The organism is Methylobacterium sp. Leaf94, from assembly GCF_001426045.1.
Classification (GTDB): Bacteria; Pseudomonadota; Alphaproteobacteria; order Rhizobiales; family Beijerinckiaceae; genus Methylobacterium.
On record NZ_LMRM01000063.1, the window covers coordinates 11,582 to 26,468 of the forward strand.

11 protein-coding genes are annotated in these 14,887 nt (G+C 75.0%); 5 read left to right on the forward strand and 6 right to left on the reverse strand.

Annotated elements, in window-relative coordinates; all coding sequences use genetic code 11:
* Positions 1-14: 14 nt before the first annotated feature.
* Entirely contained in the window at positions 15-1,328 is a 1,314-nt protein-coding gene (locus ASG63_RS21965; RefSeq protein ID WP_056221842.1) for a GGDEF domain-containing protein, read from the reverse strand.
* A 376-nt stretch (positions 1,329-1,704) separates the two neighbouring features.
* Here ASG63_RS21965 and ASG63_RS21970 point away from each other — a divergent pair, with 376 nt between their 5' ends.
* The gene (locus tag ASG63_RS21970) at positions 1,705-2,364 is read left to right on the forward strand and encodes an OmpW/AlkL family protein (protein ID WP_056221845.1); all 660 of its coding nucleotides are present in this window, start codon (positions 1,705-1,707) and stop codon (positions 2,362-2,364) included.
* A 31-nt stretch (positions 2,365-2,395) separates the two neighbouring features.
* Here the strand turns inward: ASG63_RS21970 and ASG63_RS26910 are convergent, their stop codons facing one another.
* From ASG63_RS26910 to putA, 3 genes are all read right to left on the reverse strand, one after another.
* Positions 2,396-5,848 (reverse strand): YhaN family protein, encoded by a 3,453-nt coding sequence (locus ASG63_RS26910; RefSeq protein WP_056221848.1) that lies wholly within the window; start codon positions 5,846-5,848, stop codon positions 2,396-2,398.
* A gap of 84 nt (positions 5,849-5,932) precedes the next feature.
* Positions 5,933-7,183 carry a metallophosphoesterase family protein gene (locus tag ASG63_RS21980; protein WP_056221851.1) on the reverse strand — a complete coding sequence of 417 codons (1,251 nt, stop codon included), beginning with the start codon at positions 7,181-7,183 and terminating at the stop codon, positions 5,933-5,935.
* 154 nt (positions 7,184-7,337) lie between these two features.
* Complete coding sequence (gene putA / locus ASG63_RS21985; protein ID WP_056221854.1) at positions 7,338-11,033, reverse strand: bifunctional proline dehydrogenase/L-glutamate gamma-semialdehyde dehydrogenase PutA; 3,696 nt, start codon at positions 11,031-11,033, stop codon at positions 7,338-7,340.
* Positions 11,034-11,374: 341 nt separating this feature from the next.
* Between putA and ASG63_RS21990 the strand changes: the two genes are divergently transcribed.
* Entirely contained in the window at positions 11,375-11,548 is a 174-nt protein-coding gene (locus tag ASG63_RS21990) for a hypothetical protein (protein WP_200941272.1), read from the forward strand.
* A gap of 76 nt (positions 11,549-11,624) precedes the next feature.
* On the opposite strand, the gene ASG63_RS25735 is transcribed toward ASG63_RS21990, so the two are convergent.
* On the reverse strand, positions 11,625-11,768 hold the full coding sequence (locus ASG63_RS25735) for a hypothetical protein (protein ID WP_156394310.1): 144 nt from the start codon (positions 11,766-11,768) through the stop codon (positions 11,625-11,627).
* A gap of 191 nt (positions 11,769-11,959) precedes the next feature.
* On the opposite strand from ASG63_RS25735, the gene ASG63_RS21995 reads away from it, so the two are divergent.
* Together ASG63_RS21995 and ASG63_RS22000 are read left to right on the forward strand one after the other, a co-directional pair.
* Positions 11,960-12,418: a hypothetical protein gene (locus ASG63_RS21995; protein WP_056221862.1), complete on the forward strand. Its 459-nt coding sequence runs from the start codon at positions 11,960-11,962 to the stop codon at positions 12,416-12,418.
* Between the two features lie 309 nt (positions 12,419-12,727).
* Entirely contained in the window at positions 12,728-13,183 is a 456-nt protein-coding gene (locus ASG63_RS22000) for an RrF2 family transcriptional regulator (protein ID WP_056221865.1), read from the forward strand.
* A 168-nt stretch (positions 13,184-13,351) separates the two neighbouring features.
* On the opposite strand, the gene rocF is transcribed toward ASG63_RS22000, so the two are convergent.
* Entirely contained in the window at positions 13,352-14,281 is a 930-nt protein-coding gene (gene rocF / locus ASG63_RS22005) for an arginase (RefSeq protein ID WP_056221869.1), read from the reverse strand.
* 454 nt (positions 14,282-14,735) lie between these two features.
* Between rocF and ASG63_RS26915 the strand changes: the two genes are divergently transcribed.
* Entirely contained in the window at positions 14,736-14,864 is a 129-nt protein-coding gene (locus ASG63_RS26915; RefSeq protein ID WP_274533541.1) for a hypothetical protein, read from the forward strand.
* Positions 14,865-14,887 lie beyond the last annotated feature (23 nt).

The window sequence follows — 14,887 nt, forward strand, 5'->3', positions numbered from 1 at the left end:
AGGTCCGGGACGCCCTAAGCCAGGCGCAGATCGGCGTGCGGCAGATCGGCGACCGGCACGTTGACCGGCAGGTCCACCAACGGGGGATCGAGCGGCGTCGGATCGGCGAGCGGCAGGGCACGGGCCTGCCCGAGGCCACCCCCGACTGCGCGCCCCACTGCGCCGGGCGTCGGAGCCGCCTTCGGCTCGCAGCAGACGCGGTTCCGCCCCTGGGCCTTCGCCCGGTAGAGGGCGGCGTCGGCCTGCCGCGTCGCCTCCTCGAAGCTCGCCGCGTCCAGCCCCATCATGGCGGCTCCGATGCTCACCGTGACCGTCAGGGCCCCGGACCGATGCGGAAACGGCTCCTCGGCGACGGCCGCCCGCACGCGTTCGGCCACGGGCAGGAGTTCCTGCGGACCGGCGCCCGGAAGAACGATGAGGAACTCCTCGCCGCCCCAGCGGGCGATCAGGTCCGTGGCCCGGAGCGTTGCCCGCACGCGGGCCGCGAACGTCGCCAGGATGGCGTCCCCGCTCTCGTGGCCGTAGCGGTCGTTGATGGACTTGAAGTGGTCGATGTCCAGGATCAGGACCCCGCCCAGCGCCTGCCGGCCCGGGGCCGGAAGGCGGCGGCGCAGCTGCTTCTGCAGGCCGCGGCGGTTGGAGAGCCCGGTGAGCGGATCCGTCTCGGCCAAGCGCAGGAGCGTCCGGTTGGCGCGCTCGGCGGCCATCGCGATGTAGCCGAAATAGGCCAGGACCCCCATGACCTGATCCAGGATCATGGAGTTGCGCTCGGTCTCCGCCGAGGCCGTCGGCCAGTCGGTGCCGACGAGGACCCCGATCGAGACGAGGAAGACCAGCACATAGGATCCGAACGCCACGGTCACGATGGATTGCGACCACAGGCGTTCGACGCCCGGCGACAGGCGAACGGTCTCGCGGGCGGCCAGGAGGGCGACCCCGAGGCAGCAGAGGAACACGGCCGCGACCGCCAGGCGGTTGGCGACACCGGCCGAGAGCAGGAGCGGATAGAGGAGACCCGGGAGGGCGGTGAGACAGATCCCGAGATCGATCCGCACGGGGCGGCCGAAGAAGCTGCGCAGGCCCGTCCAGCACAGGACGAGACTCCCGGCGTAGAGCCAGTAGACGACCATCGCGATCCAGACCGGCGGCGCGTCGGACGACGGGACGTGCATCATGATGAGCGATCCCACCATCGACGTCCCCATGGCGCCCATCCATTGCCAGAGAAAGGTCTGCTGCCGCTGGCTGAGGGCCATGACGAGAAAGACGACGACGTAGGCACACCGGCTGGCAGCACTGGCAAAGTGAAGGGTGTGGAGATCAAGCATCACAGAACTCCGTCTCCAGACACAGCGCCACCACCGTCACAACAATCACGGCATCTGTGGAGGCTGCCACGGGATTTATCATTTCATCAGATACGAATACGCAACGAATGCCCAGGGACGACGATCAGGTATATTTATTGCACTTGCACCACTATATCAGATACATATCCGCGAAAATCGTCCTGCAATACTGTAAATCTGCAATATTAAGGAAATGGCAAAGGGCATGCTTAAGAGTATCTTCAGTCGATCTGCCTAGCTTTCCGGGACAGCCCCGCGACCGGGTGCGCCGCGCGAGCCCCGTCCCGGCGGCCTGCCGCCCGGGCCCCGGCGCCCGAGCGCGTCGCGCGGTCCGGCCTCTCCGAAAGCACGTCCCATGTCGAAGCTCGCCTCGTCCCTCGGTTCGCTCCTGGCCGTCGTCCTCGCGGACGGAGCGGGCCTCGCACGGGCGGCGGAGCCCGTCGGCGTCGATCGCGGCTTGCGGGCCGGGGACTGGCTCGTGCGCGGCCGCATTATGGGCACCATCCCCACGGAGCAGAGCACCCACATCGCCGTGATCGGCGGACAGAGCAAGACGCCCACCGCCCTGCTGCCGGACGGCGACGTCTCGTACTTCCTGACGGATCACATCGCCATCGAGGGGCAGGCGGGCCCGATCCGGACCCGCCCGAAGATCCGGAACTCGCTGGTGGGCGACGTCGCGATCGGATCGGTCTGGAACGCCGCCGCCATGGCGACCCTCCAGTATCACCTCCTGCCCGGGGCGCGTCTCAATCCCTATCTCGGGGTCGGCCTCGCCGTGACCACGCCCATCGCGATCGACCCGGCGCGGGGGATCCCCGATTTCACGCTCGGGTCGCTGGCCAGCCCCGTGCTCCAGGCCGGCTTCGACTATCACCTCGGCGGCAACTGGTTCGGGAACGTTGCGGTGAAGTACCTCTTCGTGCCGCGTCAATCCTACACGATCGGCGGCGTGCGGGTGGCGGCCGACCTGGACATGCTCATGGTGGGCGCCGGCCTCGGCTACCGGTTCTGAGCGCGCCGCGCCCGAAGCGGGGCGGCGCCGTTCACAGGTCGAGCACGTCCACCGCATCCCCCAGGCGCGCCCGGGCCAGGTCCGCCACGTGGCGGTGGTGGGTGAACAGGATCGGCTGGATCGTGCCGCCCACCGCCGCCAGGGCCTCGAGGCCGTGGGCGGTGCGGGCGTCGTCGAAGGTGAGGAACAGGTCGTCGCCGATGAAGGGGGCGGGCTCGGCGCGGGCGGCGTAGTCCTCCAGGTAGGCCAGGCGCAGGGCGAGGTAGAGCTGGTCGCGGGTGCCCTCGCTCAAGCCCTCCACGGGCACGAGCTCGCCCGAGGCCCGGCGCCCCGCGAGGCGGGGGGTGTCGGCGGCGTCGTAATCCTGGGCGAGGCCCGCGAAGGCGCCTCCGGTCAGGGCCCCGAACAGGGTGCCGGACCGGGTGAGCAGCGGGTCCTGCTGGCCGGCCCGGTGGCGGCCGATGGCGGTGCCGAGCATCAGGCTCGCGAGCTTCAGCACCGCCCAGTGCCGGGCATTGGCCTGGAGTTCGGCCTCCGCCGCCTTGCGCTGGGCGAGCGCCAGCTCGGCCCCGATGCCCCCCTCCAGCTCGGCGCGACGGCGCTCGTGCCGGTCGCGGTCGGCGAAGGCCCGCTGTCCGCGCTGATCCAGGTCCTCGGCCTCCGCCGCCAGGTTGGCGAGCGATCCCTCGATGTCGTCGCCGGTGAGGGCGGCGAGGTCCGCCCGGAGATCGGCTTCGCCGTGGCCGTCGGCGGCCCGGGCGAGCTCGGCCCGGCGCTCGGCCAGCTCGGCCTGGCAGGCCCGGCGGGCGGTGAGGCGCCCGTGGAGCGCCTCCGGGTCGGTGCCGGGGGGCAGCCCGGCGGCCGCCCCCTCGGCCATGAGGGCGGTCAGGTCGGCACCCGCGGCCTGCGCCGCCTGGGCCGCCTGCACCCGCGCCGCCTCGGCGGCATCGCGCTGGCGCCCCAGCTCCGCCCGGCGGGTCTCGCCCCTGAGGGCGTCCTGCAGGCGGGTGTGCAGCGCCTTCATGGCGGCGGTGGGGGGCAGGGCGGCGAGATCGGGCGCCACCGCCGCGGTCAGGCGCGCCACCGCCTCGCGATGGACCCCGATGTCGCGCGCGATGCCGTTGACCCGGCCGAGGCGGTTGTCGCGCTCGGACAGGGCCGCCGGCACCGCGCGCCAGGCGGCCAAAGCCGCCTCGGCCTCGTCCGGCGTGGCCGCGGCCGCCAGGCCGAGATCGGCGAGGGCGGGCCCCCAGGCCGTGCGCCAGGCGGCCTCGCGGGCCAGGGCCTCGGCGAGGGCCGCCGCCGTGCGGGCGATCTGCTCCGCGGCGGTCTCGGCGCGGGTCTTGGCCTCGCGCACCGCCTCCCAGCGCAGGGCGAGTTCGCCGACCCGGTCCTCGAGGCGGGCGAGCATCCGGCCGAGATCGAGGCCGTCGAGGTCGGGCAGGCCGGCCCGGCGGCTGAGATCCGCCAGGGGCGCCCGGCAGGCCTCGACCCGGGCGGCCATGCGGGCCTGCTCCAGCCTTGTGGTCTCCAGCCCTTGCGCGGAATCCTGCAGGGTCTCGACCTCCGTGAGCCAGGCGGCCATCTCGGCCGGGGCGGCGGGGTCGATCCCGCAGGGGGCCCAGGCCGCCCGCCAGGCGGCGGCGCCCTCGGCCAGCCGCGCCTCGCAGGCGGCGAGGGCCTCGTCCGCCGCGGCGGCCTCGGCCTGCTCGGCCGCGAGGCTGCGGGTGTCGGCCCCCTGCTCGGCCACCCGGGCGGCGTCGCTCACGAGGTCGTCGGCCGCCCGGTCGGCGGCGGCGAGCGCCGCGCCGAAGCGGGCCAGGATCTCGGGGGCGCCCCCGGGCAGGTCGGCCAGGAGGGCGTCGCGGCGGGCGCGCAGGGCCAGGAGGTCCGCCAGGCTCGGGATCGGCCGACCGGCGGCGCGCGCCTCCAGGCGGGCGCGGCGCTGGGCCACCGCCGCCTGCGCCGCCGCCAGGCGGTCGGCGGCCCGGTCGCGCGCGCGCAGCGCCCCGTCGAGGGTGCTCCGGTAGCGCGCCACCGCCTCGGCCGAGGGCGGGCGTCCGGCGGCGTAGGCGTCGAGATCCGGGATCGGGGGGCTGAGGCGGCCGGCCTGGGTCCGGATCGAGGCCGCCTCGCGGGTGAGGGCGGCGTCCAGGTCGTCGCGCCGGTCGAGGTCGCGGCGCAGGCCCGCGAAGGCCTTCAGGTCGGCCCGCAGGGGGGCCGGATCGGCGAGGGCGCCCGCGCCCGCCGTGGCGGCGGCGAGGCGGTCCCGCTCGGCCTCGCGGGCGGCGAGGTCCTGGCGCAGGCGAGCGATCGTGGCGGCGTCCTCGCGGCCCGCGCGGATCAGGCCCTCGATGCGGGCGCGGGCCGCGTCCGAGGGCTGGCGCGCCTGCAGGGCCTCGGCATCCGGCAGGCCGATCCGGGCCGCGAGCTGGGCGAGCTCGCGCGCGACGGCATCGGCCTCGCCCTGGATGCGGGGCAAATCGATGCCGCCCTTGTCGAAGCGGTCGGTGCCGCGGAACGCCTCCAGGATCTCGTCGGCTCGGGCGAGCACGCCCTCCTCCACCGGCACCTGCTCCAGGGCCAGGGCGGCCTGCGCGGCGGCGGACCGGGTGCGGGCCGCCGCCTCCGCCGTGGTGCGCAGGGCCGCCAGGGCCTGGCCGAGGCGATCGATCCAGGCCTCCGGCACCGCGATCAGGCCAGGCTCGGCCTCGGCGCGGGCGGCGGCCGCATCGATGGCCTGGAGAAGCGGGCCGACCCGGCGCAGGCGGGTGAGCCGGGCCTGCTCGGCGGCGATGCGCGCCCGCTCCGCCTTGAGGGCGACGAGGGCCGCCCCGGCGGCCTCGATCTCGCCGTTGAGGTCGCGCCAGTCGCCCGCCCGCAACTCCCCGGCGCGGATCGCCTTGCGGGCCTCGTCGTAGCGCTGGAGCGCCTGGTAGAAGGTCCGGCTCTGGGCGGCGCGCGGCATGAAGATGCCCGCGGCCTCGGTCTCGAGCTCGGCCTGGAGGCCGCTGTAGCCGCGCAGGCCCGAGGCCGCCGCGAACAGGCTGGCACCGACCTCGCCCTCGGCCTCCATCATCTCGGCCGCCCCCGCCCGCAGGGCGCGGGCGTCGAGGCCGAAGGCGCGGCAGAACACCTCGCGGGACAGTCCGCCGAGGAAGGGCGCCAGGGCATCCTCCGGCAGGGCCGCGTCGGCGGCGTCCACGAGGGTGTTCCGGTTGCCCTTGCGCCGCCGGAACCCGAGCCGGCGGCCGTCGGCGGCGCGGATCTCGGCGCCGATCCGCATCTGCGGCATGTCGTGCAGGAAGTCGTAGCGGGTCCGCGTCTCGATGCCGAACAGCAGGTCCGTGACGGCGCTGAGCGCCGAGCTCTTGCCAGCCTCGTTGGCCCCCAGCACCACGTGCAGGCGCGCGTCCTCGCGGAACGTGACGGTGCGGTCCGTGAAGGGACCGTAGCGTTCGAGGGCGAGGGAGAGGAGACGCATCGGAACCTTGGGGGACGCTTCGGGAAGAGCTTCGGGACCCTTGGGGGGCGCTTGCCGGCGGGCGGTCGTTCGACGGGGCGGCGTTCAGCAGGACCGCCCGGAGAGGCGCCCGAGGATCACCGCCTCGGCCTCCGCGCAGAGGGCCTCGAGGTCGGCGGCGAGGTCGTCCTCGGCGGCGAGGCCGGCCGGCATCTTGGCGGCGATCTCGGCCAGCGCCGCCCGGGCGCGGGCGCGGAAGTCCGGCTCGTGGTCCACCGCCGCCAGCAGGGTGGCGGGGTCGATGGCCGCGAAGGCGTCGGGGCGGGCCTCCGCGACGGGCCGGCGCGGACGGGCGGTCTCGATCTTCAGGCGCTCCAGCCAGATGTCCTCGTGGAGGCGGTGGGCGGCGGCCTGGATCTCGGCGGTGAGCCCGTCGCGGTCGGCCGCCAGGCGGTCGTGCGCCGGGGTCTCCCCCCGCAGGCGCACCCGCACGGCGATGAGGCGCGCCGCGGCGGCCTCCGCGAGCGGGCGCAGGGCCGCCTCGACGCGGGCGACCGCCGCGCGCTCGTCGACCACGCCGGAGAGATCGACGTCGACGGGTTGGAATCGGGCCTGGTCGACGATGAGGCGCTCGACGCCCTGCACCCGCCCGTCGGCGACGGACACCGCGACGGCGCCCTTCTGGCCGGGCTCCCGGATGCTGCGCCCCTGCAGGTTGCCCGGAAACACGATCCAGGGGTCGCGGGCGAGTTCGGCGTACTCGTGCACGTGGCCGAGCGCCCAGTAGGCGTAGCCCCGCCCCGCCAGGTCCGCCACCGAGCAGGGGGCGTAGGTGGCGTGGGCCGCGTGGCCGGTGCAGGAGGTGTGCAGGATGCCGATGTTGAACCAGCCCGGCAGGGCGGGCGGATAGGTGAGGGCGTAGTTCTCCTCCACCGCCCGGTTGGGAAAGCTGCGCCCGTGCAGCGCCACCTTGAAGGGCTCGAGGCGGTGGGTCTCGGCCCGGCTCGTCGGGAAGCTGCGCACGGAGTCCGGCAGGGTGATCGAGCGGGTGATGACGCTCTCGGCGTCGTGGTTGCCGCGCACCAGGATGACGGGGATGCCGGCCCGGTCGAGGCGGGCGACCTGCCGGGCGAAGAACAGCCCGATGGTGTTGTCGGACCAGTCGCCGTCATAGACGTCGCCGGCCACGATCAGGAAGGCGACGCTCCGCTCGATCGCCAGGGTGACGAGATCCTCGAAGGCCCGGCGCCCCGCCGAGGCGAAGCGCCGGGCGATGTCGGGGTCCTTGAGGGCGAGGCCGCTGAGCGGGCTGCCGAGATGCAGGTCGGCGGCGTGGATGAAGGTGAACGCGGACATGCGGTGCGGATGAGGGGCCCTGAGAGGCGGCCGGGGCGGGAAGATGCGGGCGCCAGGGTCGCGGGTTTGGCGCCCGATTGCAACGTGGGCGCCCGGATCCGCCCACAAGCCCCTGCGATCCCGAGGCTTTCGTCTCCGATCGCGCCGGCGGCCCTCACCCGTCCAGGGTCATCAGGCCGGCGTTGCCGCCGGCCGCCGCCGTGTTGCGGCTGACCACGCGCTCGCGGACGAGGCCCTCGACCGGGTAGGCCTCGGAGCCGGCGGCCGGATCGGGGCGGGGCCGGTGGATGGCCACCAGGGGGCCGGGACGGGCGGCGAGGGCCGCGGCGAAGGCCGTCAGGGCCTCGGACGCGCCCTCCCACAGGACCGCGTCGGCGGCGGTCTCCGGATCGGCGGCCCGGATGAAGCCGTCCAGATCGTGCGGCAGGGGGTGCGGCAAGGCGGCGAGGAGGACTTGGGCCGGCGCGGTGGGACTGAGAACGACGCGGTTGCCGGTGGCGAGCGCCGCGCCGATCTGGGCCGCGAGCCCCGGCCCGGTCGTTGCCCGGCACAGGATGGTGCCGCGCGGATGCAGGTCGTAGCGGTTCTCCTCGCCCACCGGGCCCGGCAGCCGGAGCCCGCCGCCCACCGGGCTTTGGGCGATCCGCGCTTCCGCAGCCGCGGCCTCCCCGGGCCGGCCCTGGTCGCGCAGCCACCGGACCCAGGCGAGGGCCGCCGGGGCGGGCGGCCCGGGCGGAAGGCCGGTCCCGGCCGGGGCGGCGGCGAGGAGGCGCCGCAGGAGGAGCGGACCGCCGGCCTTCGGGCCGGTGCCGGAGAGGCCGTGCCCGCCGAAGGGCTGCATCCCGACCACGGCCCCGACGAGGTTGCGGTTGACGTAGAGGTTGCCCGCCGCGCTCAGGGCGCAGGCCCGGGCGATCGCCGTGTCGAGGCGGGTCTGGACGCCGAAGGTGAGGCCGTAGCCGGTGGCGTCGACGGCCGCGATCGTCGCCGCGAAGGCGGTGCGGTCGAAGCGCACCACGTGCAGCACCGGGCCGAAGACCTCGCGGGTGAGGGCGGCGACGGACGGGATCTCGATCACGGTCGGGGCGACGAAGGTGCCCCGGTCGCAGGCCTCCGGCAGGGGCGCCCGGTACACGGGATATCCGGCGGCGCGCATCGCGGCGACGTGGGCCTCGATGGCGTCGCGCGCCTGTGCGCCGATCACCGGCCCGATATCGGTGGCCAGCCGGTCCGGGTTGCCGACCCGCCACGCGGCGAGGGCCCCCTTCAGCATGGCCAGGGTCCGGTCGGCGATCTCCTCCTGCAGCGCCAGCAGGCGCAGGGCCGAGCAGCGCTGGCCGGCGGAATCGAAGGCCGAGACCAGGGTATCGGCCACCACCTGCTCGGTCAGGGCCGAGGAATCGACCACCAGGGCGTTCAGCCCCCCGGTCTCGGCCACCAGGGGCACGGGGTGGCCCTCCGGGTTGAGGCGCCGCGCGAGGGTCGCCTGGATGCCCGCCGCCACCGCGGTGGAGCCGGTGAACAGGACGCCGTTCACGCGCGGGTCGGCCACGAGGGCGGCCCCGGTCTCGCCGCCGCCGGGCAGGAGCTGGAGGGCGCCCGCCGGCACCCCGGCCGCGCGCAGGATCCGCACCGCCTCGGCGGCGACCAGCGGGGTCTCCTCGGCGGGCTTGGCCAGGACACCGTTGCCGGCGGCGAGAGCCGCCGCCACCTGGCCGGTGAAGATCGCCAGGGGGAAGTTCCAGGGACTGATGCAGGCGACGACGCCGAGGGGCCGGTGCGTGGCGGGGGCGAAGTCCCGGGCCTGCCCGGCATAGTCGCGCAGGAAGTCCACCGCCTCCCGCACCTCCGCCAGCGCGTTGGCGGCCGACTTGCCGGCCTCGCGGATCAGGAGGGCGATGAGCGCCGGCTGGCGCGCGCTCAGCGTCGCGGCCGCCGCCTCCAGGATCGCCGCCCGCGCCGCACCCGGCCGCGCGGCCCAGGCCGCGGCCCCGGTCCCGGCCCGGGCCAGGGCCTCCGCCAGGCCATCCGGCCCGGCCTCCACCACGGTGCCGACGCGGTCCGCCCGGTCGGCCGGGTTGCGGACGTCGCGGGCCGGCCCGGTGCGCTCGGCCTCGGCCAGCATCGGCACCGCCCGCCAGAGACGCGCACCCTCCGCCGCCAGGCGGCCGGCGAGATCGGCCAGCCCCTGCTCGTCGGACAGGTCGAGGCCGGCGGCCGCGACCCGGTCGGGGACGAGGTCGCGGGGCTTTCGGATCGCCGGGTGGGGGGCGCCGGGAGGCTGCGCGGCCTGCACCACCGCGACCGGGTCGGCGGCGAGGTCGGCCACGGCCACCCGCGCATCCGCGACCCGGTTGACGAAGGAAGTGTTGGCGCCGTTCTCGAGGAGGCGGCGCACGAGGTAGGCCAGCAGCGTCTCGTGGGTCCCCACCGGCGCGTAGATCCGGCAGGGGCGGTCGAGCCCGTCCGGTCCCACCACCGCCGCGTAGAGGGCCTCGCCCATGCCGTGCAGGCACTGGAACTCGTAGCGTCCGAGATGGAAGTCGGGCCCCGCCAGGGTGTGGAGGGCGGCCAGGGTCTGGGCGTTGTGGGTGGCGAATTGCGGGAAGATCGCGTCGGGGGCGGCGAGCATCCGCTCCGCGCAGGCGCGGTACGACAGGTCGGTGTGGACCTTGCGGGTGAAGACGGGGAAGTCCTCCAGGCCCGCCACCTGCGCCCGCTTGATCTCGGTGTCCCAGTAGGCGCCCTTGACGAGGCGGACCATGAGGCGGCGCCCGGAGCGGCGGGCGAGGTCGACGAGGACCGCGACCAGCGTCAGCGCCCGCTTCTGGTAGGCCTGCACCACGAAGCCGAGGCCGTTCCAGCCGGCCAGGTCCGGGTCGGCGCAGAGGGCCTCCAAGATGTCGAGGGAGAGATCGAGGCGATCGGCCTCCTCGGCGTCGATGGTGAGGCCGATGTCGTCGTGGCGGGCGAGGCGGGCCAGGGCGGCGACGCGGGGCAGGAGTTCGGCCATCACCCGGTCCCGCTGGGCGCGGACGTAGCGCGGATGCAGGGCCGAGAGCTTGATCGAGATGCCGGGGCCGGAGACGAGGCCGCGCCCCGCCGAGGCCGCCCCGATGGCGTGGATGGCGTGCGTGTAGTCGGCCGTGTAGCGCGCGGCGTCGGCCGCATTCATCGCCGCCTCGCCGAGCATGTCGAAGGAGTGGGTGAAGCCGCGCGCCTCCTGGTGGCGGGCCTGGCGCAGGGCCTGCGCGATGGTCTCGCCGGCGACGTACTGGCCGCCCATGAGGCGCATGGCCTGGTCGACGCCCTCGCGGACCAGGGGCTCGCCGCCCCGGGCGACGACCCGGGCGAGGGAGCCGGACAGCCCCGCCTCGCGGCGCTCCGCGGCGCGGGCGAGGCGTCCGGTGAGCACCAGCCCCCAGGTGGCCACGTTGACGAAGAGCGAGGGGCTGTGCCCGAGATGGGCCGCCCAGTCCCCCTGTCCGATCGTGTCGCGGATCAGCGTGTCGCGGGTCTCCGGATCGGGAATGCGCAGCAGCGCCTCGGCGAGGCACATCAGGGCCACGCCCTCCTCCGTCGACAGGCTGTATTCCCGCAGCAGGCCCTGGACTCCGCCGACCGGGCCCTGGGCGCGCAGGCGTCCGACGAGCGCGTGCGCGAGGCGCGCGGTGACCGCCGCGGCCCCGGGATCCGTCGTCACCGCCTCCAGGCAGGCGGCGACGCGCTCGGGCTCGGGCGCGCGGGTCTCCGCGGTCAGGCGCCGACGCAGGGGCGTCGGCGCGGCACGCGGCCCCAGGAACGCACCGAAGGGGCGGGCTGACGGCGGTGCCGGATCGGCAGGGCGCATCGCGGGCTCACGGTTCGGGCGGAACCGCCGCCCCGGCCGGGGAGGATGGGACGCGACGCACCGCGAGTCGAGGCCCCGCCCGCGGAGGGACGTCCCGAGCCGTTTTCCCAACATTAGGCAAGCAGGGATATCGCGAGAAATCCAGTATAGTCCCTGCGTAAACCGGACGATCCAAAGCAGAAGCCGTAAGTTTTCCCGGGTCGAGCGATCGGCCCGCGCCTGGACGTCCGTGCCCGAGACCCCAGCCCCCCCTGTGTGCCTCGGGCCCGATGCTGGTGGGGTTGGCGCCGCGCCGCGAAGGGCATCACATCCGCGCCGCGCGCGCCTTCCTCGACGGGTCCATGACCGATCTGTCCCGGGCCAGCGGGCTCTCGTTCTCGACCGTCCAACGCCTGGAGGGGGGCGCGGAGGCCCCCGGCCCAGCCAGCCGGTACCGGGCCGTCGCCGCGCGCCGGGCGTCCGGGATCCTGTTCTCCCTGATCGAGGGGGCCGCCATCGTCGCCGGCCAGGCCTGAACGCCGTCGCGCGCCCCCGAGCCCCGTCGAGCGGGTCCTGCGGCAGGCGTCGACGCGTCAGGGCCTACAGCAGGGCCTACAGAAAGTGGCGATACACCACGTGGGTGTCGGCTTCCGGCTGGAGGCTGCTCCGGCCGGGGGCGCCGCAGGTCGCGGCGGCGAAGGGCGAAACCATTGCGACGAGGGTCAGGAGCCAGCGAAACGGACCTGCGGCAATCATCGGAATCTCCTCGGCCGGGTGGGGATCGGCGGGTTGGGATCGAATCGTCGCCTACGATGGCTGCGGGCCTGGGCCCGGTTCCTCCATGGAGCGTTCCGGCCCGTTTCGCGGTGCCGAGACGCACCCGGCCCGCGCTGTGGACGGCCGCACGCGACCGGGGCGCGCCGTCGCCTTTGGCCGTAGGGTGGGCCATGGCTGCACGGATCCTGGATCGCGACCGGTTCGCGAAGTGTCGCGCACTGATGGAGCGCGGGGCCACGCCCGGCGAGCGCGCGGCCGGACGCGCGGCCGCGACCCGGGTGGCGGCCGCCGCCGGTCTCAGCCTCGCCGACGCGCTCGTCCTGGCGGATGCCGGTCGCCCGGACGCCGGCCGGGCCCCCGCCCCGGACCACGACCGGCCGCGCCGGCCCGCCGAGCGGACCTACGCCTGGGCGACGCCCAGGCCCGCCCCGGAACCGGTGACGGTGGAGGAGTTGCAGCGGCAGAAGGCGGCGGACGAGGCGCGGCGCAAGAAGGCAACGGCTCGTGCCCGCCGGCGCCCGCAGGCCGCCGATCCGGACTGGGAGCACTGGTCCGGCGAGGTCCGCGAGGCCCAGGCCGCCCGGGACCGGGACTGGGCGCAGCGGCGTCCCCCCCGCGCCGCCGACTGAGGTGCCGGCCCCGAGGCTGCAACCGGCCCGACGAACACGCGCGAAAGCCCATTCGGATCGGAACGTGCCGTTCCAAGGCGTCCGATCCATGATAAAAAGACGACAAAGGCGCAGGGTCGCACATCCATCCACGCCGTGATCTCTGTCCGTCGCGCAACGGTAGGCTTGCCGCCGCATGTGTCCGATCCCCGGGACGTCGCCCCCCGAGACAACGCCGGGATACGGTGCGCGCGGGAAGCGCCCCCTGCCAGGCGGCCCGCGCGGGGCCGGTGCGTCACGGACTCGCTCTCACGCGTCCGAGTGAACGCCATGCGCCTCACGCTCCACACCGATTATGCCCTCCGCACCCTGATCTACCTCGGGGTCAACGGCGAGCGGCGGAGTTCCACGGCGGAGATCGCCCGCGCCTATCGCATCTCGGAGAGCCATCTCACCAAGGTGGTGCACAAGCTGGGTCAGCTCGGGCTGATCCGGACCATGCGCGGCCGTGGCGGCGGTCTCCGCCTCGGGCGGCCCGCGGCCGAGATCTGCCTCGGCACGGTCGTCCGGGCGACGGAGGAGGATTTCGCCCTGGTGGCGTGCTTCTCCGGGGCCGCCTGCGTCCTGACCCCGAGCTGCCGCCTGCAGCAGGTTCTCGGGGATGCCCTGAACGCCTTCCTGGCGGTGCTCGACCAGGTCACGCTGGCGGACCTGATCGGCGGATCGGGGGGCGCGGTCGCGCAGCTGCTCGGCCTGGAGGCTCCACGCACCCAAACACCCCCCTGATACGGGCTCCGCTCGATCGCAGCGGTGGCCGTATCGGCGAGCCTGCGCGGCGCTCGAGCGAAGCCCGGATCCGCCCTCCCGAAGGGATCAGACGGTCGGTGTCCGGTGGGGACTGGGGGGGGCCGCCCGGGACGCGGCCGGCGCCCCGGCGGGAGGCGGCGGGACGCCTCAGTAGCTCTGCGTCGGCCGGTCGAGCACGGTCCGGCCCATCAGGCTGGCGGCGAGATCCACCATGAGGAGGGCCGTGCGTCCGCGCTCGTCGAGGAACGGGTTGAGCTCGACGAGGTCGAGGCTGCCGACCAGGCGGGAATCGTGGAGCATCTCCATGATCTGGTGCGCCTCGCGGAAGGTCGCGCCCCCCGGCACCGTGGTGCCGACCCCCGGCGCGATGCCGGGGTCCAGGAAATCCACGTCGAGGCTGACATGCAGCCGCCCGCCGGCCGCGGCGACCTGCCCGAGGAAGGCCCGCAGGGGGGCGACGACGCCGACCTCGTCGATGCTGCGCATGTCGTGGATGAGCACGCCGGCCTCGAGCACCGCCACGCGCTCCGCCGGGTCGAGGCTGCGGGTGCCCATCAGGCAGACGTTGCGGGGGTCGATCGGGGCGGCGGGGGCCGGCAGGTAGCCGGAAAAGCCGCGCCGGCCGGTGGCGTAGGCGAGGGGGACGCCGTGGAGGTTGCCGCTCGTGGTGGTGTCGAGGGTGTGGAAATCCGCGTGCGCATCCAGCCAGAGCACGAACAGAGGCCGCCCCTCCTGCGCCGCGCGGCGCCCGAGCCCCGACAGGGTTCCGGCCGACAGGCTGTGATCGCCGCCGAGGAAGATCGGGAGGCCCTCGGCGCTGTGCCGGTAGGCGGCCTCGGCCAGGGCCTCGGTCCAGGCCGCGAAGGCGCCGAGGTGGCGCAGGGCCCCGTTGGGATGGGCCCGCTCCTCGGCGAGGGCCGGCGCGAGGTCGCCCGCATCGACGATGGAGAGGCCGAGGCCCCCGAGGGTCTCGGCGAGGCCCGCGGCCCGGTAGGCGCTCGGCCCCATGTCGCAGCCGAGGCGGCCGGCGCCCTCCTGCACGCGGGCGCCGAGAAGGATGCAGCGTCGGTTCGTCATGGTCGGGTCTCGCTCCGCAGCGCCGGTCGCGCGGCCCCCCTCGCGGGGCCGTGTTGCCCAGGCGACGTTGCCCGGGCGGGTGTTGCCGACTCGGTCTTGCCAGGCCCGTGCCGGGGCCGGGCCCGGCGCGATCCGGCCTGCCGGACGCAGGATAGGCGATCCCCGTGACGCTCGTTCCGGGCGGGACGCCGCAGGTCTTCGTCGCCCCCTTGGTCTCCGCCGCCCCGTGCGGGGCTCGGCATCCCGGCCACCATGTTTTGTTAACCATTCCGGTCGCAGCGTGCCGCCGTTCCTCCGGCACCGGCGCGCGGCCGGCGGACCGGAGGGAGGCCTCGCCGATGAGTCCCGAATTCGGCGGCGCCTCCATAATCCCGCCCGTTTCTCCGAGCCCAGTGGGGCGGGTCGGGGCCCTGGATCACGCAGCGGCCACGACCATGCACAAGGAGTCTCTCCCATGATCAAAACGCTGCTGGCGCTCTTCACCGTCGCCGCCGTCCTGACGATCCGGGCGTTCCTGAAGCTCCTCTGGCTGCCGTTCCACAGCTTCGGCGGCCTCCTGCGCGGCCGTCCGGCCGCCACCTGAACCCGGGCCCGCAGCCGGGTCCC